Below are 19,938 nucleotides of genomic sequence, written 5' to 3' on the forward strand. Positions count from 1 at the left end.
TCACTTAAGAGCTAGAGGTAAACCTGCCACCACTAAGGTAACAGTATTAAAACGTGCCGCTAAGGCTTGATGCAGCCAGCCCGAGGCATCGACAAAATCGCGCGACAATTGCCCCAAAGGCACAATGCCCGAGCCCACTTCATTGCTAACAAAAATCACGGCAAGCTCGCTGTTAGCTTCCGCTTGGGCGTCAACTTCAGCCAGCAACGCATCGCGCTCTTGTTGCCACACATTTTGGTGCAAACAATTGCTGATCCACAGAGTTAAGCAATCCACCAAAATGCACACGGGCTGATCGCGATACTGTTTGAGCGTTTCGGCCAGAGCAACAGGCTCCTCCAGGGTTTGCCAGCGGCTATCGCGCTCGGCGCGGTGCGTACTTATACGCGCGCGCATCTCGTCGTCGCCAGCACCCGCTGTGGCCAAATAATACAGCGCGCCACCGGTTTGCTCGCGCCACGCTTCGGCGCGCTCTTGGGCGATACGGCTTTTACCACTGCGGGCGCCGCCGAGAATTAACTGTCTCATACTGTAGTTCCCGTTTCGGTCGCGCCCAGCACCACCGGTTTACCGGTTTGCGGATGATTAATAATACTCACGGGCGTATCGAAGACGTGACTTATTAAGGATTCCGTCAGCACTTCGTGGGGGCTGCCCTCGGCGATACACTCGCCGTTTTTAAGGGCAATGATACGATCGGCAAACGCACCTGCCAGGGTGATGTCATGCACCGTCATCACCACCGCCACATCGGTGCGGGCAAACGCCCTCACCGCTTGCATCAGCTGGTGTTGATGGCCGATATCTAAACTGGTGACAGGCTCGTCCAATAACAGTAATCGCGCACTGGTGCTGGCATCTTCTGCGCGCCAAATTTGTGCCAGCACCCGCGCCAACTGAATACGCTGCTGTTCACCGCCCGATAACGACGGATACAAACGCTGCGCTAAATGGCTAACATCCAGCGCCGCCATGGCGGCCTGGCAAATGTCGTCATCGATCACCACACCGGTACTGTGCGGCGAGCGCCCAAGCGCCACCACCTCGCGCCCGGTAAAGGCAAACGTTAGCGGATTGTGCTGGGTGAGAACGGCAAGCTGGCGGGCCCGGGCTCTGGGTGCCATGCGCGTGAGCGGCTGTTGGTAAAAACTTATGTGGCCGCTGTCTGGGGTTAGATCCTGACCAATGGTACGCAGCAAAGTGGTTTTACCCGCGCCATTAGGGCCAATAACACACAGCACCTCGCCGGCATCGACGGCGAGATTAATATTGTTAATCAGCGTACGAGAGGCAATGCTCACCGAGAGGTTCTCGATAGTCAGCACGCCCTTAGCCGGAGTATTTTGGCTAGTTTTATTCACTGTAAATCCCGCCTACTTTTTAACAGCGAGATAAAAAACGGCGCGCCCAAAATAGCGGTGACTAACCCAACCGGCAATTCGGTAGGCGCGATTACCACCCGGGCGAAGGTATCGGCCAACAGCAGTAAACTCGCACCGCCTAAGGCGGATAGCGGCAACAATAAGCGGTGATCCGGCCCCACCCACAAGCGCACCATATGCGGCACCACTAAGCCGACAAACGCAATGCTGCCAGCCATGGCGACAGAGACTCCGACGCCGGCGGCGACCAAAATAATCAAGCGGGTTTTTAAGCGCTCGACATCGACACCTAAATGCCGCGCCTGGGATTCGCCCAGCAATAACGTGTTAAGTGCACGAGAAAAACCGCCCATGCTAAGCAACATAACTAACAGTACCGCCGCTGCGATTCCCGCTCGCCAGTAGTTGGCACCATCGAGCCCGCCCATGCGCCATAAACTTAGCCGGCGCAGCATTTCGTTATCGGCAAAGTAATCCATTAAACCGGTCAGGCTCGCGGCCAGCGCACTCACAGCAATCCCCATAAGCAACATGGTGGCCACCGATGTGCCGTTGATCGACGACGAAACTTTATACACTAACCACACCGCCAACAAGCCACCGCCAAACGCACCCAGCGAGACAAGCGATAAACCACTGACAAACCCCAGCCCACCGGCACCAAACACAATAGCCACGCTCGCGCCGACGGAGGCACCGGCGGTAACACCAATTAACGACGGGTCGGCCAGCGGGTTGCGAAACAGCCCCTGCAAGTAAGCGCCGCTAATGGCTAAAATCGCCCCGACCGATGCCGCCAGCAAGGCGCGGGGCAAACGAATCGAGTGCACGATAGCCGCGCCATAGCCCTCTAAGGGTTGACCGGTAAGCGCGCGAACAACATCAACGATGGACAAATCTACCGAGCCAAAGGCAATTGCCACTAAAAAGCTCAACGCCAACAGCCCGCTCAAAGTAAACCAGGCGAATCGCGGTGCCGTGCGCTTGACCAGGCTCATGGCGCCGCTGCCTCGCCACCGGCCATAAGCTCGCTAAGCCATGAATCGCTTAGGTGTTGCTCGAGTGTATCGGCCAGCCGATTTAACTGAGCCTCCCGGTGCGTTTGTAAATCAAACTCGGTGTTGGCGTCGCGATCGAGCCCCGCCCAGTGTAGTAGCGCGCTTAACGCCTCGGGGGCATCAAATAAACCGTGGATATAAGTTGCCAGAATTTGCCCGTCGACACTCATCACGCCTTCGGGCCTTGGTTGGCCCTCGAGTTTGTCGGATGCAATGGTAAAAGGCGCATGGCGGGTTACATCATTACCCGGCGCGCCAAATGCCGGCCCGCGGCTAATACCGCAGTGAATTTCATAACCGCTAAAATAACCGGTGCGCGCCGGCGCCTCACCGGCACCTCGTAAACTAAAACTGCCCTGTACGTTGAGCAGTGACTTTTGGCCGGTTAACTCTGTTGCGTAATCGCAATAGCCAAAGCCATCGATGCTACCGGCCGCATCTTCGACGCCCATAGGATCATCAATACGCTTACCCAGCATTTGTAAGCCACCACAAATACCCAGCAGCTTGCCACCGTAACGCACATGTTTATCGAGCTTGGTTTGCCAGTTATTTAGCTGCAATTGTTTTAAATCAGCGCGCACGTTTTTACTGCCGGGCAGAATCACTAAATCGCACGGGGGCAATTCGTCGCGCACCGAAACAAACTGCAGGTTTACCGATGGGTGCAACCGCAGCGGATCAAAATCGGTGTGATTACTGATGCGCGGCAGTACCGGCACGACCACATTCAGTTGTTGCTCGCCTTTAACCTGCGCGGTGCTGATAGCGTCTTCAGCGTCTAAATATAAATCGTGCAAATACGGCACGACCCCAAGCACCGGTTTACCGGTGCGCTGCTCTAACCAATCGAGGCCCGGCTGCAGTAAAGCGATATCGCCGCGAAATCGGTTGATCACAAAGCCTTTCACCAACGCTTGCTCGCTGGGCGAAAGCAGCTCTAACGTACCCACTAAATGCGCAAACACGCCGCCTTTATCGATATCAGCGATAATAATCACCGGGCAGTCGACGGCCTCGGCAAAGCCCATATTGGCGATGTCGTTTTCGCGCAAATTAATTTCAGCGGGGCTGCCGGCGCCTTCAACCAGCACACATTGATACTGATTTGATAACCGGGCAAAAGACTCCAACACAGCCGCCTTGGCGGTGGCTTTGTAAGCGTGGTAATCCAGCGCCTGCATATTGCCCAGCGCCCTACCCTGAATAATCACCTGGGCACCGGTATCGGATGAGGGCTTAAGCAGTACCGGGTTCATATCGGTATGCGGCACAAGGCCCGCGGCCTGCGCCTGTAGTGCCTGCGCGCGGCCGATCTCACCGCCATCTTCAGTAACCGCGCTGTTTAGGGCCATGTTTTGCGGCTTAAACGGCACAACCGCAATACTGCGACGCTGTAACAGGCGTGCAAGGCCCGCCACCAGCGTACTTTTGCCGGCGTCCGAGGTGGTGCCTTGAACCATTAATGCGCGCATAAATGTGCTGCCTTAGTATTTAGGTTCTTCGTAGCCTGATACGAAAACTTAATATCACTAACCCTTTATCACTAGCGTATCCAGCATAGAGTGACGGTAGTGAAATGTCATTCTTGAAGCGCTCACACCCTGCTACGAGGCACCGCTTTTAGGTCCCCTGCGCCCAGCCGAGCGGAAGCTGATTTTAGGGGGTAAGCAGATAGGACATCTGCGCAAGCATCGCCAGGGCATGGACGCCCTGTCGATGCGGCCCTCTAAAATAGGCCTACGTTCGGCTCAGTCGCAGGGGATCTAAAACAGCACTCCGTAGCAAAATAAGGTGAACTCCTCTGATGCCTTTTCAACCATCATCTTTATCTCGGTTCGTGCCCCACTATCACCACCGAAAAATATTCATATCGACACGACATTAATATTGTACGTATTAATTCTCACAGATTTCGCCAAGAGCAAAAACTCAATTAATAATCCACGCCTTTACGCGCTTTAACGCCGGCGCGAAACGCGTGTTTTACGTCTTTTATCTCGGCCACGGTATCCACCAGCTCTTGCAGCGCGCTACCGCCGCCACGGCCGGTTACCACCACGCTTTGCTCGCGCGGGCGATTTTTAATGGCATCAAGAATTTTTTGCTCATCTAAATATTTGTAGCCAATCATATAGGTCAGCTCGTCCAGCACCACAAGATCGTACCGCTCGTCTTGCAGCATGGCCTCGGCCTGGGCCCAGGTTTCTTCGGCGGCGGCAATATCGCCACTGCGATCTTGGGTATTCCAGGTAAAGCCTGTACCCATTTGGTAGAGGGTTACCTCGGGGCATTTGTTTTTAACAAATAACTCCTCGCCCGATAATTGCGCGCCTTTAATAAACTGCACCACGCCCACGGTGTGATCGTAGCCCAGCGCACGCATCACCATACCAAAGGCCGAGCTGGATTTACCTTTGCCGTTACCGGTAAGCAAAATAGCCACACCGCGCTCTTCATCGGCGGCAGCGATATTGGCATCAACTTTAGCCTTTTGCTTTTTCATCGCCTCTTTATGGCGCTGTTCTTTATCGTTGCTCATTTGGCCTCCAATTGTAATTTTGCATTAAATTTTAAGCTTCGAGCTGCTTACACACTTTGGTACGAAGTGCCGCTTTTAGCTCCCCTGCGACCAGCCGAGCGTAGGCCTATTTTAGGGGGTAAGCACGCATGGATGCGTGCGCAAGCATCGCCACGCCATGGACGGCGTGTCGATGCGGCCCCCTAAAATCGGCCGGAGCGAGGGAACCCGCAGGGCTGAGGTGCCGGGGTGGCCTTTGACGTGCACGGATGCACTAATGCAGCGAGCGCATGGAGCGCAGGAGCTGCCTTTTGGTTACTTTGCTTTGGCCACTTGATCTCAACCGGTCAGCGATGCGAGCTTATAAACAATGTCCGCGTTAGCGGCAGCTATTTATGTGTGTACAACTATCAATCACACAACATTAAATAGCCTTGCCCACAACACTCCCCCCGCACGGGGCCTAACATAATCGCTAAAAAGTAACCTCTACCCCAGCGTAACCCGAGGCGCCTGCAGTGCGGTAACCCGGCACTTCAACGTAATCTTCGTCGGTGAGGTTTTCGCCCCGCACGTAAAACGTAAGCGCGGGACTTATACGGTAGCGTACGCTGGCATCAAGCACTTGGTAATCGTTTATTGGCTTGCCAGTACTATCAACTGTACCTCTAGCCCAGCGCGCATTTAACGAGGCAGTCAACGCATCCATCGGTCTGTAGGTAAAACCAAGGTTTACCATATCTTTGGGCTGACGCGCGCGCGGCGAGTCGCCGTTATCGCTCGCGTCGGTATAGGTGTAATTAGCGTTTAACACCAACAAGTCACCCAGTGGGGCATCCACAATAAGCTCGATACCCTCAGACTGGCTCTCGCCCGAGCCCTGAATGTAGCCTGTGTAGCCAACGAGATCAAAACCAATCTCCCGATCAATCGTTTGATCAAACAGTACGGCCTCTAGGTGCAGGCCACTGTTGGCAAAGTATTCCAGGCCAATATCAAACCCTTCACTCTCTTCTGGCGCCAGCGGGGCCAGCGTCGGGTTATTTTGCGAGTGATTGTAATCTATCTCATATAGGCTGGGCGCACGGAAGCCTGTACCGTAACTGGTTTTAAGCTTGAGTGTGCCCGAGCTGACAGCATCAATCACATAAGCGCCACTGACACGATAACTGTCATACTCGCCAAAATCGTCGTTATCATCGCGACGCACACCGGCGGTAAGATAAAACCGATCGTCGTAGTTACCTTGATACTCAACATAGGCGCCCCATTGATCGCGGCTCATATCTCGCACGGTGTCTTCGCGCTGCTCTAGGCCGTAGGCCACAGTGTGTGTATCGCTCAGGGTCGTGTGGCCGATCCACTCCAGCTTTTGAATGTCGCCTTCGGTATCGTAAGAGACCTCACCTGCCGCATAGTTTTTACGGGCGACATCAGTATTCGAGTAAGCCAGCTCATTATTAAAAATGGCCGTCGAGTGAATCAAACTTACCCGTGTGTTGGTTTGGTCAAAGTCCCCCACCATGTCTGGCTCGCAGCCATAATCAAGTGAGCATTGGTCAAACTCACTGGTCGCATCGGTATCGCGGGCAACAGCTTCAAGGCGCAAGCTATCGCTGATATTCCAGCCTACCCGGCCGTGTAACGTTGTGTTCTCGTAACCGTCGTCATCTTGCGCGACCGTGTCATACAAGCTGGTATTAAAGCCATCGGTCTCGGCGTAAGCGGCCGACACATAGTAATCGACGCTGTTATTGGCACCGCCAACGCTGGCGTTATAGCGCTGGCTACCGTAACTGCCACCTTCGGCGGCTAGATTGACTTGGTTGCCCTGCTGTACACGGCGGGTGGTGATATTTAACACGCCGCCGGCATCGGCGCCGTACATCATGCCCTGCGGGCCGCGCAGCAGCTCTACTTTACCCACATTGGTGCTTAAAATATGCTGGATTTGGCTGGTCGCCTGTGTGCCGGTAGGATCGGTGACGTCAATGCCATCAATCCGCACTAGAGTACGATAACCGGACTCGCCGCGCACACGTATCGCGCTGGCTTTACCCATCCCGCCTGAGTTAGTCACCGAGACGGATGGCATAGTACGCAGCACATCGGCCAACGCGGTAAAACCGCGGGCTTTAATTTGCGGTTCATCCATAACCGCCACTGAGGTGGCAACCTCGCGCAGGGGCATATCCTGGCGCGAGCTGACCACCACAATGGTCTCGAGTGAAGGCAACAAGTTGCTATTAGTGGTGTTTTGGCTGTCGGTTTGTGCCCACACTGGCGCACTGGCCGCGGAAGCAATAGCCGCCGCAAGAATCGTTTTGTTCAAGGTTCAACCCCTAAGTCGATATTGGCTTGGGATCGAGGGAGGAATAGCAATGCGGCACGCAAAGCGTGGGAAGTCGTATTGCCAGATGGTAGCCCTCCGCTCCATCACGGTTCGATCCAGGCCGGTATCGGGCTTACAAAGCACAGGGCTTTGATCACCGTTGCGGGGGCAGCGCCGGATTACCGGACTTCCCGTTTAACCTACTCAGCCCACCGGTTAGGGTGGCAGTAGGCACCTGCTATCGTGGCGCGCAATTTACGGTGCGCGCGGGGGTTTGTCAATTATTGGGGCAATCTAAAACAACAGCGGCTTTGATTTACATCACCGTTTAAATATTAACCTATGTAAAGGTCATTGCGGGCCGGCGCCAGCCCTGCTGCAATAGCCATTACCTAAAACCATTGATCGAGGGACTGGCTATGAGCAACTACCTAACATCGCGGCGCCGCCTACTGCAGCAAATGGGCATGGGGGCCACTTTACTCAGTGTTGGCGCCGGGCGACAGGTGCTGGCAGCAAGCGGTGGCAAAAAGCTCGGCGTGGCACTGGTGGGGCTTGGCTATTACAGCCGCGACTTGCTGGCGCCGGCCCTGCAACTCACCGAGCACTGCGAGCTTAAAGGCATTGTCACCGGCAGCCCCGACAAGATACCCGTGTGGCAAGAAAAGTACGGTATTAAAGAGGCTAACGTGTACAACTACGACACCATGCACGAGATCGCCAACAACCCCGAAATCGATGTAGTGTATATCGTTGTGCCCACCGGGTTACACAAAAAATACGCGGTAATCGCCGCCAACACCGGCAAGCACGTGTGGTGTGAAAAGCCCATGGCGCTAACACCCGAAGACTGCCAAAGCATTATCGACGCCTGTCGCAAAAACAAAGTGAAACTATCGGTGGGTTACCGCATGCAGCACGAGCCCAACACCCAAACCGTAATGCAATACGCTCAGGATTTACCCTACGGCGCTATCCGTACCGTTAATACCCAGGCGGCCTACGGCGGCAACGGCCTACCCGCCGATAACTGGCGCATGCAAAAAGACATGGGCGGCGGCGCCCTTTACGACATGGGTGTGTACACCATCAACGGTGCGCGCTACGCCACGGGGCTAGAGCCCATTGCCGTTACCGCAACACGCTCGTTCGATCACCCCAAATTTACCGAGGTGGACAACACCACCCATTTAACACTGGAGTTTCCCAACGACATCCTCGCCGAGTGTATGACCTCGGTGGTGCAATCGGGTAACCAGCTGCGGGTAAACGCTGAAAACGGCTGGTATCAACTTAAACCCATGTCGGAATACAGCGGAGTGCAAGGCACCACCAGCGATGGCAAAAAGCTCGATAAATACCTCGCCAACCAGCAAGCCAAACAAATGGACGACGACGCCCTGGCGATTATTAATGATTCGCCGGTGTTGGTGCCGGGCGAAGAAGGTATGCGCGATATCGCCATTGTGCGCGCGGCGATTGAATCGTCTGATAAAGAGAAAAGGATTTCGTTGTAAGCGGTTGTCAGCCCTCCCGAGTGGAGGGCTTTAACTGCGTTTTACAGTCTGGTTCGCTACTGTTTTTCACCAATCCGACAAATGTAAGTCACGACAACACTCGCCAAAAAAGCCACTAAAAAGGTCAGCGCGTATAACAGCAGCGAAAATTCGCCCACGATGAGCTTGCGTGACACAGTGATAGCCAGCGCCATCAGTGCCGGAAAAAGCACGAGCATTATCCAACTATGTTTCTTCATATTATGTACTTACCTTCTCACACATTTTGAAAATCCGTGGAGCTCATTACGGGCTTCCCGTACACAAGCGAAAACACCGAGGTCGAAACATCGGGGGCAAGCCTTACATTTGACACCTTGATGCAAAATGTAAGGTCTGACCCCGATTCGCGCGCCAACTGTATTTTTTCCGTTTGAAGTTTTTGTTATGTAAAATCACAGCATGGCTTGCGCTAATAGTTCTGCTTTTTCAGGATCCTCTAAATATGCTCCAGAAGCAGAATCTTGAATAAGAGAAAGCATCTTGTTTACCAGCTCAGTTAAAGCTTCTTTTTCTATCTCATTTAATGAATCCAAATCTTCAACTGTAATAGTATTAATGATTGGATTAACTTTATCAGATGCAATTTGACCACTTGAAAGTATATTTTTTATTGTATTTAAATTCATATTTGCCTCGAAATATTGATTAGCAGCCGTAAACATAACGCCGCCAATATTCGCAGATTTTTTGTGAAAACACCGGGGCCAAGCCTTACATTTTACACATTGATGCGAAATGTAAGGCCTGACCCTCATCCACGAACCTTCTCGGTTCGCACCAAGTTTGCCCACTCCGAACATTGCCCAAGATCTACGCCTAAACCGTCTCGTATGACGGGTTTAAACCTAGCGAGGCTTCCCCTATTAGGGTCCAATTTAGTAGCCCCTGCAAAAGAAGACTTTAGATGGAACAGCCATTCTTCCAAATGGCTAAACATCATTAGAAACGTAACAGTACGTAAACTTGGTTCAAAGGTATTTAAGTATAGGTCTTTGCGATACTGAAAATTCCTGAAACGATCAGAGTTCTGGTCATCTTCCTGATCTAGCCGCTTGTTTATGTGGGCTAGTTCGTTCTGGAGAAGCCGTTTAACTTCGTTGTGAAACTTAGTGATAAAGGCCAAGTTCAGGTCCGATGCCCACGAGAAGAAATTAGCGAGATTGGATTCATTTTTTTCCATTACTAGATATCTAACGCCCGCTATAAACGGCGCGAGGAACGAGTGTCCGGCGACCGAATGGAGCGAATTTTATGGCTTGGTTATGCATCAGAACTCGCTCACATGATTGAAAACCATTGATTGCAACTCTTCGATTTCCTCTATCAAAAGATCTTTAGACGGAAACATCACCTTGCGGTTCTGCCTATACTCTAGCTTTTTAGACTTGTAGATCGGAGAAAGACTTCGGATCAAGCAAAAATCTTTCAGGCCAAACTCAGTGGCTTTATCAAGCAACAAGTTCAGGTCGTGTCCGATTCGTCTCAGCTCTAGAATACTCATTTCCTTCTTAAACAGGTAGCTTTTTAGCGAAAGTTCAGCGGCATGACCAAGTAAATAATATGTGACTATTCCATAGGTTACTTTAGTAGGATGAGAGCTGTTCAATGTTTTAGCAGCTTCGAGGTACTCGCCAGACAAGGAGTATAAAGTTGCCTCATCTTCCGACCCATCTCCCTCATAGTCAAATATATTCACTCAATTCTCCGTGATGCATAACGTCAGCGCTCAGCCGGCGCGCGACTTTGCGCGGTCGGCAGCAGCGATTTGTTGGACAGCTGTGCGTCAGGCTGCTTGGTCACAGCAGGAAACACTTCAATGATCATGTCGACTTGCTCAGCAAGGACATTGACTCCCCAAACCGAGCGGTCTTCCAGCTGAACGAAGAATTGGTCTCCACGCTGCACCCTTCTAACGGTTTCGTTAAAAGGGCCGAAAGAGGAGCTGCTTGCGCCCACAACCCCTTGAAACCGAAGCTCCGATGAACCAATTGCATTCTTGTCATAGGTAATGACCACTCTGCTTCCTATAGCTGATGCTGATTCTCTTGACGTGAGTTTGATACGCACCGATGCATTCGGATCGACTGCCACAACTGCAGGTTCTTTGTCTGGATACGACCAGAATTTGATAATCCCGATGACAAGCAGTATTGCCACCACGCCGTAAACTAAGCCAGCTGGAGCGCTCCACTTGAACAGCTTTGTTTCAAGTGCAGAATCAGACTCTACTTTAGACCCTAAACGGCCCAATGCAGAGACTATCCCGCCGGCTCCAGTTAGAGCCAAGAAGACGCAGAGAAAAACTACGTAGGTAGTGTTCGTTTCCATGGATCTCCTTCAACTGTCCAACGCTTTGCACAGCCGCACTTTTGGAGGAGCCCGTTTGTGCTATTCAGCACAAAAAGGAGCGACGAAAAAATGTCGGCTGGTGCAACTTGTTAGAGCGTTGTCTATGTTAGATTTCCCAATCATTTAACTCACGTGTGATAGACTTTGCTTCCGATGGCGCCCATTCAACTAGCTTTTCCCAAAGTGAATCATCAAACCTACCATCTAGATAGCAGTACCGTAATACACATATTAACGTCCATCGATCAAACCGAGATCCGAAATGCTGCTCTAAATCATAGAAAGTATGAAGCCGACCTTCTAGCCACTCATCATCAATATATTTGAGAATTTCACCTATTTCATCAGGACTAATTTTATAGCATTCAGAATAGGGATCTTGATTATCTCCTTCGAGAGAATATTCTTGACTAAAAAACGGATAAAGATCATGCGAGATAGCATACATATACGATTGCCCAACTCCACATTTATCTCCGTGTATTCGAAAGTTTACGGTAAGAAACTGCTTTCGATTTTCATAGAGAGCCATTAACAGTTGCTTTTCACCCATGATTCGAAACCTTTTCGTCTATTGATACTGCGATTTCATTTAAGAATTCTATTATTTCATTAATTGAAGATATGCGATCGTCTTCTGTTGCATTTTTAAAATCAATTGTTGCGCAAACTCGGTTAATCTCAGCCAATTTTGTCGAATGCTCTCTTGCATAACGAGAGTTTGATGAAAAATCATTTCGGAATGAAATAACCTGCTGTATATCACCAGAAAGGTTTAGGCCCGAGCTGCGTATGCTTTGCCCTTTGTGAGCATACTTCGATAGTCGTTCTACAAGTGTTTTAATACGCTGTATGTCACGGCTCATTTCATTGTTTTTTATGGCTTCCAATAGTTTGGATTCTGACTCCCTAGCACTATCAGCACTACTTTTCGCTTTGGAATGCTGAATCCAAGCAAAAAGGGCACCGAGGAGTGAACCTATCGCTCCTAACCCAGAAATAATCTCACTAAAGTAAGAAATCAAAAAGCTTTTCATTTTATGACTATTCTTAAGTTTGACTTGTCTCTAACAGTTTATTAGGCGGAATTTCATTTATACAACACCAACCCCCACCTCTTCTGCTCCATTTATTTTCGAAAAATCATATCAAGCTCAACAGGTTAGCACACCCTTTTCTACATTTTGTCACTGTGAAAACAAAGCCACCGGGTTTAACGAGCCCCCGGCGGGGCCTTGCATGCACCCGCGACACTAAAAAATACACCTATATTTCAAAGAGTTAGAAAACTTCTCACGGAAAAACGAAGACGAGTGAGTTTGTTACTCATAGCGCCTTACCCTTGAATTTTCTCCCGCGTTCACACTTCCCTGAGCGGGCCCGCCCCAAGCGTTGTACTGGCCATTACCGCTTGGCCACAGCAAAGGTCTATCTTCAATAAACTAGCCTTCTCACCCTGTTCAACAATAAACGACTCACAGCACCCACTTTTCAGCACCGCAGCGCACTCCAAATGGCGTTAATCAGTCGTGCTTTTAGGCGCCCGGACGTGCCTTACGGCGCATGACACTTGCGCTTTAGGGCGAAAATATTGACACTAGCAAAGCGACATTAGGTGTCACCGCAAGCGCTTTTAACCCCAACGCAAGGACGAAGACCTTCATGCCCTGGTTACTTATGTTCCACATTGCCGCCTTACTGTGCTGGTGCGGGACTTTGCTGTATTTACCGGGTTTACTGCTTGGCCGAGCCGGCGGTGCAAACACAGTAACCCAGCCGGCCCACAGTGCCAATTACTTAGCATTACCGCGCTTGGTGTATACCCGGATTGCCACGCCCGCGGCACTGACTGCCATTATTGCCGGCACCTTGGTTTTTTACCGCTACGGTATTTGGGATGTGTGGCTGATGGTTAAATTAATGTTGGTGACGCTATTGGTGGTGTTGCACCTTTTAACGGGGCTGCTGATTGCCAAAACCGAGCGAGGCAAGGTGCAGCGGGTAAAAGCATACGCCTATCTCATCGCGCTGCTGCTGGGCGCCACCATGACGGCAATTACCTGGCTGGTGTTAGCCAAGCCCCTGCTGGAGCTATAGCATGGCTACCCCTATGTGCGTGAATACCCCTATGTATATGCGTATGGGAGCGCCTGCCTCAAGCGTCGGTATCGACACCCACACCGTGTTCGTACACCAGCTGCCCACCAAGAATACCTGCCAAAGCGATCAGCAACGCTGTTACCACCGACAAGGTGACGCCCCACGGGCTAACCCAGGCCAGCATATCCTGATAGCGCAGCAGCCAGTTAAGGGTAACGATAGACAGCGCCATTACCGCGACCAGCGCGTGGCTCCAGGCGGTAATAAGGCGCCGGATTTGCTTTACCGATACCAAGTCGATCAGGCCAATCAGGCCAGCGCCCCAGCCGCCCAAGGCGCCAACACCGGCCAACCACAAACTGGCGCGGGCCCAAAATTCATCGGCGGTAGCGATATACGCGAAGTCTGTGGCCACCAACGCCATCAGCGCGGCCACCGGAAAGTGAATCAGCATGGGGTGAATGGGGTGGCCGGCAATAGCCGTGCGGCTGGGGATGGGCGAATGGGGCATAAATTGTATCCTGAGCCAAAGGCCATAAAAAAAGGGTTATCAGTAGCGTTTGCCGCCATGTTAACGGGCTGCAGCGGCCCGCAATCGGCGCTTGACCCAGCAGGCCCAGCCGCCGAGGTTATTGCCTGGCTGTGGTGGGGCATGTTTGGCTTTTTTACGCTGGTGCTGTTTGTGGTGCTGGGTTTATGGCTGTACGCCATGCAACGCAAACACGCCAAGGTAAGCCCTGCCGATGCGATCCGCTCGACCAACCGGTGGATTATAGGCGGCGGCATCATTCTGCCATTAATTACCATCATTGTACTACTGGGGGCGGGGATTCCGGCCGGACAATACGTTATTACCCTAGCGGACGAAACCACCGAGCCGCTAGATGTTGATGTGCACGCGCACCGTTGGTGGTGGGAATTTCGCTACCCCAACACAGACTTAATTACCGCCAACGAGCTGACCATACCAGTCGATACCCCCATAGAGGTAAAGGTTTACAGTGATAACGTGATTCACGCGTTTTGGGTGCCACGGTTGGGCGGAAAAATTGATGTGGTGCCCGGCCGCGCCAACCGCATACGCCTGCGGGCAAGTGAGGTGGGCACCATGCGCGGGCAATGCGCCGAGTTTTGCGGTACGGGGCATGCTCACATGGTGTTTCAGGTTAAGGTGTTAAGTAAAAGCGATTATGCCGCCTGGCAGCAGCGCCAGCAGCAAGACATCGTCGTCGCGCCCGAGCACCAGCGCGCCGCACAAGCCTTTACCACGCACTGCGGCGAGTGCCACCGGGTTAAGGGCGTTACTCGAGGTACTGGCGCGCCCGATCTAAGCAACGTCGGGGCACGGCGGCTAATGGGGGCAAGCCCACGCGGTGGTGCGCAGGTAAGCGTTACCCAGTGGCTTAACACTCACCCCACGTGGCTGCAACGCGAGAGCACCCCGCTCCACTCAGACATAACACCCGAGCAACAAGACGCCATTGCCACTTGGCTGGAGACTTTAGATTGAACAGTAACGACCCACAAGCGGCCGAAGACTTTCACCATCAGTTTGACAAAGTCTGGGGCAACCCGCGCGGCTTATTAGCCTTGACGATCGTCAACCACACGACGATTGGCCTGCGCTTTTTAATCACCGGTGGCGTGTTCTTTTTAATTGGCGGCTTGCTTGCCATGCTGATTCGCACTCAGCTGGCGCTGCCGGGGCACGACTTACTGACACCCGAGATTTACAACCAAGTCTTTACCATGCACGGCACCATTATGATGTTTTTGTTTGCCGTGCCGGTGATGGAAGGGTTTGCGATTTATTTAATCCCTAAAATGATTGGCGCACGCGACTTAGTGTTTCCGCGCCTGAGCGCCTTTGGCTATTGGTGCTACTTATTTGGCGGCATTATTCTTACCTCAAGTTTGGTGATGGAAATCGCCCCCGCTGCTGGCTGGTTTATGTACACGCCTTTAAGCAGCGCCGTGTATGCACCGGGGCCGGGTTCAGACTTTTGGCTGCTGGGTATTACCTTTGTCGAGATATCGGCCGTATCGGCCGGTGTCGAGCTGGTGGTATCGATCATGCGCACCCGCACTAAGGGCATGGGTTTACAGCATATGCCGCTGTTTGTCTGGTACATCCTCGCCATGGCACTGATGATTGTATTTGGTTTTCCGCCGCTGATTTTAGGCAGTATTTTGTTAGAGCTTGAGCGGGCGGCTGGCATGCCCTTTTTTGATGTAGCGCGCGGCGGTGACCCCATCCTGTGGCAGCATTTGTTCTGGCTGTTTGGGCACCCCGAGGTTTACATTCTGTTTTTGCCCGCCGCCGGAATGATATCGACCATTTTACCGGTATTTTGCCAGCGGCCCATTGCCGGTTACCGCTGGGTGGTAATGGCCATTATCACCACCGGCTTTATCAGCTTTGGCTTGTGGGTCCACCATATGTTTACCGTGGGCATCCCGCACTTGGCGCAGGCGTTTTTCTCGGCGGCCAGTATGATGGTGGCCATCCCCACTGCGATTCAGGTGTTTGCCTGGATCGCCACGCTCTGGAATGGCCGCCCGGTTTACGAGCCCCCCATGCTCTGGGCGCTTGGCTTTTTGTTTATTTTTGTGGCCGGCGGTTTAACCGGCGTTATGCTCGCGCTGGTGCCGTTTGATTGGCAAGTACACGACACTCACTTTGTGGTGGCGCACTTTCACTTTGTATTGGTGGGGGGCATGTTCTTCCCACTTATGGCGGGTATTTATTACTGGTTGCCGCACTTTTCTGGCCGTATGCCCAACCGCTCACTGGCGCGCTGGGGTTTTTGGCTGATATTTATCGGCTTTAACGTCACTTTTATTATTATGCATGTCACCGGCTTACTGGGCATGCCTCGGCGTATTTACACCTACGAGGCCAATTTAGGCTGGGATATTCCCAATATGATTTCCTCCGTGGGCAGCTTTATTATGGCCGCCGGGGTCGCCACTTGTTTACTGGATATTATCTTGCACTTTCGCTTTGGCGAGCGAGCCAAGCGCAACCCGTGGAACGCCGACACATTGGATTGGAGCACCTCACTGCCCCCCAGCGCCTATAATTTTGCCACCTTGCCTGAGTGCTCAAGCCGCCACCCGCTGTGGGACAACCCCGACTTACAAACCACCATTGAGCACGGCCATCACGGGCTGGCAACGATTGATCACGGCCGCCGGGAAACCTGGGGCACCGATCCGCTTACCGGAAAAGTTCGTGAGATCATTCATTTACCCGGCAACAGTTGGCTACCTTTTTTTGCCGCCTTGGCGACGGCCGGCCTGTGTATCTGCCTGCTCAGTAAGTTTTATACAGTCGCCATTATCATGGCACTGACCAGCACCGCTTTTTTATTGCGCTGGTCGTGGGAGAACGGCGCTCACCCACGCGCCGCGCCCAACGCACAAGTGGTTGAGGGCGACCCACCACTGCACTCGCGCACCCACGATGGCCCGGGCTTATGGGGGATGAAAGTTACCTTGCTGGCTAACGGCTCATTGTTTTTATCGCTGCTGTTTGGCTGGCTCTATTTATGGACAGTGGCCCCCAACTGGCAGGTGCCGGGTCACCCGCCGGTACACTGGCTGGGGCTGCTTAGCTCTGGGGGTTTGCTAACGGCTTCACTTTTTTGGTTTAACCGGGTGATCAAACGCTTGCGCCGGGATATAGCCACTCACCTGCAGCCGCATTTGTGGGGAATTTCGGGGTTAGGCTTTACCCATTTAGTGATACTCGTGGGCGTTTGGCAAAGCTCAAACCTTGCACCGCAAGATACCGCTCACGACGCCGTTATAACCGTTATGTTGCTGTACCAAATATTGCACAGCGCTTTAGCCGTTATCATGACGGTATTGCAGGCGTTGCGTATGGGCAAAAATTACGTCGGCATACACGCGCCCTACGAGCCAAACGTGGTGCAACGTTGGTGGGTGTACACCACCGGCACTTTTTGGCTTATTTATGCGGTTGTGATTTTGTTACCCAACATGTGGAATCTAGCCTAATGCTGTCGCCGTTTCATCCTTTACAGTTAACGCTAGGTTTAGTCATCTGGGCACTGTATTTTGTCGTGCTTTACGCAGGCCTATCGATCAGCTGCCAACACTTTGCGCCCCCGGAGCAAAGCGGGGCCTTTAACTGGGTAAACATCGCGCTGCTGTTACTGACATTAGCGGTCACCCTGGGGCTGTTGTTTCAAGCGCGCCGCGGCTGGCATATTATTAAGCTCACAAAGAAAACAAGGCCCGCCACCCCCGATCACAAACAATCTGCGAGTGTTCCATCGACGCCGCAATTTATTAACTATGTGGCCGTATCTGTCTATGTCGTGGCAGCCATTGCAACGCTTATCAACGGCCTACCTTTAGTGTTGTTAGTGCCATGTATTTAATTCGTTTGCTTCACACCAGTGCTGTGGGTATGGGGCTTATGCTCTGGCCCGCACTGGCCGCCGCCCACAACCCCTTGACCGAGCCAGGCGAAGCGGCTGTATTAACCGGCGCCATCCTTCTGGCGATTGTCTGGGTCAGTTACTGGCTGGGCTGCTTAAAGCAACGCCCCAGCAAGCGCGATTGGTGGCTGTTTAACATCGCCAATGCGCTGAGTGTTGTAACTTTATTTGGCCCACTTGATGATTGGGCCGAAACTAACTCTGCAGCGCACATGGTGCAGCATATGCTGATGATGGTTGCCATCGCGCCCTTGTGGGTTATCGCCCGGCCTTTATCGCAGTGGTATGCCTTGCAGCCCACGTTGGCGGGTTTGGTTTTTAAACCTCTTTTGCTGATCGCCCGCCGCCCAATGCTCGCCACGCTAATTCACGGCGGCATCCTTTGGCTGTGGCATACACCGGTACTGTACGTGCTAGCGCTGGAAAATTTATGGTGGCATTTGTTTGAGCACCTGTGCTTTTTAGTCAGTGCTGGCGTGTTCTGGTGGTCGGTGCTGCGCAGCCAACATAATAATACCCCGCCTGCGCTGCTCGCACTTTTGGTCACTTTAATGCACACAGGTTTCTTGGGGGCGTTGCTGACGTTTTCAGAGAGTTCGTGGTACGGAGAGTCGCGGCTTCTTCAGCACCAGCAACTTGCAGGCCTGTTGATGTGGGTGCTTGGGGGCGTTCCCTACGTAACCGCTGCGTTTTACTTGGGCTGGCGCTGGTTTAACCGGGCCGAAAAACACCAATAGGCCCCATTACTGTGTGGCAAACTGACACGGCTAGCTGTTCTGCATAACGATCGTCGGGCACTCGGGTGGGCGCCCGCCCGATACGCTAACCGCCAATAACTGTGCCACCGTTGGGGTGCAGCACTTGCCCGGTCATATAGCTGGCGTCATTTGAGGCTAAAAATATATAACTGGGGGCAACTTCGTCGGGCTGGCCAGCGCGGCCCATGGGGGAGCTTGCGCCAAAGTTTTCCACCTCGTCGGCGCTAAAAGAGGCGGGGATCAGCGGTGTCCAAATGGGGCCAGGGGCCACGGCGTTCACCCGGATATTGCGCTCAGTTAAGCTGCCTGCCAAAGATCGCGTCAAGGCGACAAGCGCGCCTTTAGTCGCGGCATAATCCAGCAGTACCGACTTACCTCGATAAGCAACAATAGAGGTGGTATTAATAATACTGTCCCCATCGCTTAAATGTTCCATCGCCGCCTGGGTCAAAAAGAATGTGCCGAAGATATTAGTATCAAAGGTTTGGCGCAGCTGAGCCTCTGAAATATCCGTAATGTCCTCTTGAACGTGTTGCTCGGCAGCGTTATTGACCAACACATTCAGCCCACCAAACTCCGCGACAGTTTTGCGCACAGTGTCGCGGCAAAACTCAGCGCTGGCGATATCTCCCTTTATCGCCAACACCGGCGCACCGGCTTTGCGGATATGCTCACAAGTGATTTCAGCATCGGCGTCTTCGTCTTTGTAAATAAACGCGACCTGCGCGCCCTCTTTGGCGAATCCGATACAAACGGCACGACCAATACCACTATCGCCGCCACTCACAAGAGCAATCTTACCTGTGAGCTTTCCTGCGGCCTTATAGTCTTTCATAAAAGACTCGGGCTGCGGCTGCATTTTTCGCTCATCTCCTGGCTGGTGAGCCTGGTGCTGACGCGCAAACGACGTTGGTTTATCACTCATGACGGCTCTCCCGGTTAGATATTAGGGCGCTTTTGAATGGACTGGTCGGCCACCTGACGCTGCTTCTCGTTGCGCATTGCGGTTTCCATGAAGTCCGCCTGCTCGCCATCCAGAACCTTCTTAGCATCGAAGAAGATCTCATTTTCTTCCTCTTCAATATGGTGCTCCAGGCTTTCTTTAAGCGATAGAAACTTCTGATACCATGCGGCGCCGGTTAACTCCGAATCGGTGAGCTCGGATAAGAGCTGTTCAGCCTCCTGGTGCTCCTCCTCTCCGTGTTCTACTTCGTCTTCGGTTTTTGTGTGATTTTTTAGCGGATCGTAAAAGGCTTTTTCTTCTGCCTTGCTGTGAATAATGATGGTTGCTTTTAGCTGGTTAAATAACTCACTACGCCGGCCTGATTCTTCTTGCCCCAGCGCTTCGATCTCACTCATTAAATGTTTAATTTTTTGGTGATCTTGCTTCAAGTACGTATAAATAGACAT

At 52.4% G+C, this 19,938-nt stretch carries 21 protein-coding genes and 1 riboswitch; of the genes, 6 read left to right on the forward strand and 15 right to left on the reverse strand.

Annotated features, from left to right (window positions below):
* The 6 genes from cobU to ACGHAD_RS10910 all read right to left on the reverse strand — a co-directional run bounded on the left by cobU (position 1) and on the right by ACGHAD_RS10910 (position 7,293).
* Positions 1–528, reverse strand: a complete 528-nt coding sequence (cobU, locus tag ACGHAD_RS10885) for a bifunctional adenosylcobinamide kinase/adenosylcobinamide-phosphate guanylyltransferase (RefSeq protein ID WP_382415057.1) — start codon at positions 526–528, stop codon at positions 1–3.
* Positions 525–1,361 (reverse strand): heme ABC transporter ATP-binding protein, encoded by an 837-nt coding sequence (locus tag ACGHAD_RS10890; RefSeq protein ID WP_382415055.1) that lies wholly within the window; start codon positions 1,359–1,361, stop codon positions 525–527. The genes cobU and ACGHAD_RS10890 overlap by 4 nt, the downstream gene beginning before the upstream one ends.
* Entirely contained in the window at positions 1,358–2,380 is a 1,023-nt protein-coding gene (locus ACGHAD_RS10895) for a FecCD family ABC transporter permease (RefSeq protein WP_382415054.1), read from the reverse strand. Before ACGHAD_RS10895 ends, ACGHAD_RS10890 begins: the two co-directional genes overlap by 4 nt.
* Positions 2,377–3,915 carry a cobyric acid synthase gene (locus tag ACGHAD_RS10900; RefSeq protein ID WP_382415052.1) on the reverse strand — a complete coding sequence of 513 codons (1,539 nt, stop codon included), beginning with the start codon at positions 3,913–3,915 and terminating at the stop codon, positions 2,377–2,379. Before ACGHAD_RS10900 ends, ACGHAD_RS10895 begins: the two co-directional genes overlap by 4 nt.
* 461 nt (positions 3,916–4,376) lie before the next feature.
* A complete protein-coding gene (cobO, locus tag ACGHAD_RS10905) occupies positions 4,377–4,982 on the reverse strand; it encodes a cob(I)yrinic acid a,c-diamide adenosyltransferase (RefSeq protein ID WP_339614827.1) in 606 nt (201 codons plus the stop codon).
* Between the two features lie 454 nt (positions 4,983–5,436).
* The gene (locus tag ACGHAD_RS10910) at positions 5,437–7,293 is read right to left on the reverse strand and encodes a TonB-dependent receptor plug domain-containing protein (RefSeq protein WP_382415050.1); all 1,857 of its coding nucleotides are present in this window, start codon (positions 7,291–7,293) and stop codon (positions 5,437–5,439) included.
* Positions 7,294–7,394: 101 nt separating this feature from the next.
* Positions 7,395–7,547, reverse strand: a riboswitch (cobalamin riboswitch).
* Positions 7,548–7,712: 165 nt separating this feature from the next.
* Between ACGHAD_RS10910 and ACGHAD_RS10915 the strand changes: the two genes are divergently transcribed.
* Positions 7,713–8,810: a Gfo/Idh/MocA family protein gene (locus ACGHAD_RS10915; RefSeq protein WP_382415048.1), complete on the forward strand. Its 1,098-nt coding sequence runs from the start codon at positions 7,713–7,715 to the stop codon at positions 8,808–8,810.
* 56 nt (positions 8,811–8,866) lie between these two features.
* On the opposite strand, the gene ACGHAD_RS10920 is transcribed toward ACGHAD_RS10915, so the two are convergent.
* The 6 genes from ACGHAD_RS10920 to ACGHAD_RS10945 all read right to left on the reverse strand — a co-directional run bounded on the left by ACGHAD_RS10920 (position 8,867) and on the right by ACGHAD_RS10945 (position 12,238).
* Positions 8,867–9,049 carry a hypothetical protein gene (locus ACGHAD_RS10920; RefSeq protein WP_382415047.1) on the reverse strand — a complete coding sequence of 61 codons (183 nt, stop codon included), beginning with the start codon at positions 9,047–9,049 and terminating at the stop codon, positions 8,867–8,869.
* Between the two features lie 195 nt (positions 9,050–9,244).
* Positions 9,245–9,514 carry a hypothetical protein gene (locus ACGHAD_RS10925; RefSeq protein ID WP_390402690.1) on the reverse strand — a complete coding sequence of 90 codons (270 nt, stop codon included), beginning with the start codon at positions 9,512–9,514 and terminating at the stop codon, positions 9,245–9,247.
* A gap of 605 nt (positions 9,515–10,119) precedes the next feature.
* Positions 10,120–10,548: a hypothetical protein gene (locus tag ACGHAD_RS10930; RefSeq protein ID WP_382415043.1), complete on the reverse strand. Its 429-nt coding sequence runs from the start codon at positions 10,546–10,548 to the stop codon at positions 10,120–10,122.
* 23 nt (positions 10,549–10,571) lie between these two features.
* On the reverse strand, positions 10,572–11,180 hold the full coding sequence (locus ACGHAD_RS10935; protein WP_382415041.1) for a hypothetical protein: 609 nt from the start codon (positions 11,178–11,180) through the stop codon (positions 10,572–10,574).
* Positions 11,181–11,307: 127 nt separating this feature from the next.
* Positions 11,308–11,754, reverse strand: a complete 447-nt coding sequence (locus ACGHAD_RS10940; RefSeq protein ID WP_382415039.1) for a hypothetical protein — start codon at positions 11,752–11,754, stop codon at positions 11,308–11,310.
* Positions 11,747–12,238: a hypothetical protein gene (locus ACGHAD_RS10945; protein ID WP_382415037.1), complete on the reverse strand. Its 492-nt coding sequence runs from the start codon at positions 12,236–12,238 to the stop codon at positions 11,747–11,749. Before ACGHAD_RS10945 ends, ACGHAD_RS10940 begins: the two co-directional genes overlap by 8 nt.
* A 625-nt stretch (positions 12,239–12,863) precedes the next feature.
* On the opposite strand from ACGHAD_RS10945, the gene ACGHAD_RS10950 reads away from it, so the two are divergent.
* Positions 12,864–13,298 carry a CopD family protein gene (locus ACGHAD_RS10950; protein ID WP_382415035.1) on the forward strand — a complete coding sequence of 145 codons (435 nt, stop codon included), beginning with the start codon at positions 12,864–12,866 and terminating at the stop codon, positions 13,296–13,298.
* Positions 13,299–13,356: 58 nt separating this feature from the next.
* Here ACGHAD_RS10950 and ACGHAD_RS10955 read toward each other — a convergent pair whose 3' ends face one another.
* The gene (locus ACGHAD_RS10955; RefSeq protein ID WP_382415033.1) at positions 13,357–13,812 is read right to left on the reverse strand and encodes a DUF2231 domain-containing protein; all 456 of its coding nucleotides are present in this window, start codon (positions 13,810–13,812) and stop codon (positions 13,357–13,359) included.
* Here ACGHAD_RS10955 and coxB point away from each other — a divergent pair.
* From coxB to ACGHAD_RS10975, 4 genes are read left to right on the forward strand one after another with little or no spacing between them, the layout of a single operon-like run.
* Complete coding sequence (gene coxB / locus ACGHAD_RS10960; RefSeq protein WP_382415031.1) at positions 13,804–14,811, forward strand: cytochrome c oxidase subunit II; 1,008 nt, start codon at positions 13,804–13,806, stop codon at positions 14,809–14,811. The two genes, ACGHAD_RS10955 and coxB, sit on opposite strands and share 9 nt — an antisense overlap.
* Positions 14,808–17,324 carry a cytochrome c oxidase subunit I gene (gene ctaD, locus ACGHAD_RS10965; protein ID WP_382415029.1) on the forward strand — a complete coding sequence of 839 codons (2,517 nt, stop codon included), beginning with the start codon at positions 14,808–14,810 and terminating at the stop codon, positions 17,322–17,324. The genes coxB and ctaD overlap by 4 nt, the downstream gene beginning before the upstream one ends.
* Complete coding sequence (locus ACGHAD_RS10970; RefSeq protein WP_382415027.1) at positions 17,324–17,710, forward strand: hypothetical protein; 387 nt, start codon at positions 17,324–17,326, stop codon at positions 17,708–17,710. The genes ctaD and ACGHAD_RS10970 overlap by 1 nt, the downstream gene beginning before the upstream one ends.
* Positions 17,701–18,507 (forward strand): cytochrome c oxidase assembly protein, encoded by an 807-nt coding sequence (locus tag ACGHAD_RS10975; protein WP_382415025.1) that lies wholly within the window; start codon positions 17,701–17,703, stop codon positions 18,505–18,507. Before ACGHAD_RS10970 ends, ACGHAD_RS10975 begins: the two co-directional genes overlap by 10 nt.
* An 85-nt stretch (positions 18,508–18,592) precedes the next feature.
* Here ACGHAD_RS10975 and ACGHAD_RS10980 read toward each other — a convergent pair whose 3' ends face one another.
* Both ACGHAD_RS10980 and ACGHAD_RS10985 read right to left on the reverse strand, forming a co-directional pair.
* Positions 18,593–19,453 carry an SDR family oxidoreductase gene (locus tag ACGHAD_RS10980; RefSeq protein ID WP_382415023.1) on the reverse strand — a complete coding sequence of 287 codons (861 nt, stop codon included), beginning with the start codon at positions 19,451–19,453 and terminating at the stop codon, positions 18,593–18,595.
* 14 nt (positions 19,454–19,467) lie between these two features.
* A complete protein-coding gene (locus tag ACGHAD_RS10985; RefSeq protein WP_382415021.1) occupies positions 19,468–19,938 on the reverse strand; it encodes a hemerythrin domain-containing protein in 471 nt (156 codons plus the stop codon).

Source organism: Gilvimarinus japonicus, from assembly GCF_042847215.1.
Lineage (GTDB): Bacteria > Pseudomonadota > Gammaproteobacteria > Pseudomonadales > Cellvibrionaceae > Gilvimarinus > Gilvimarinus japonicus.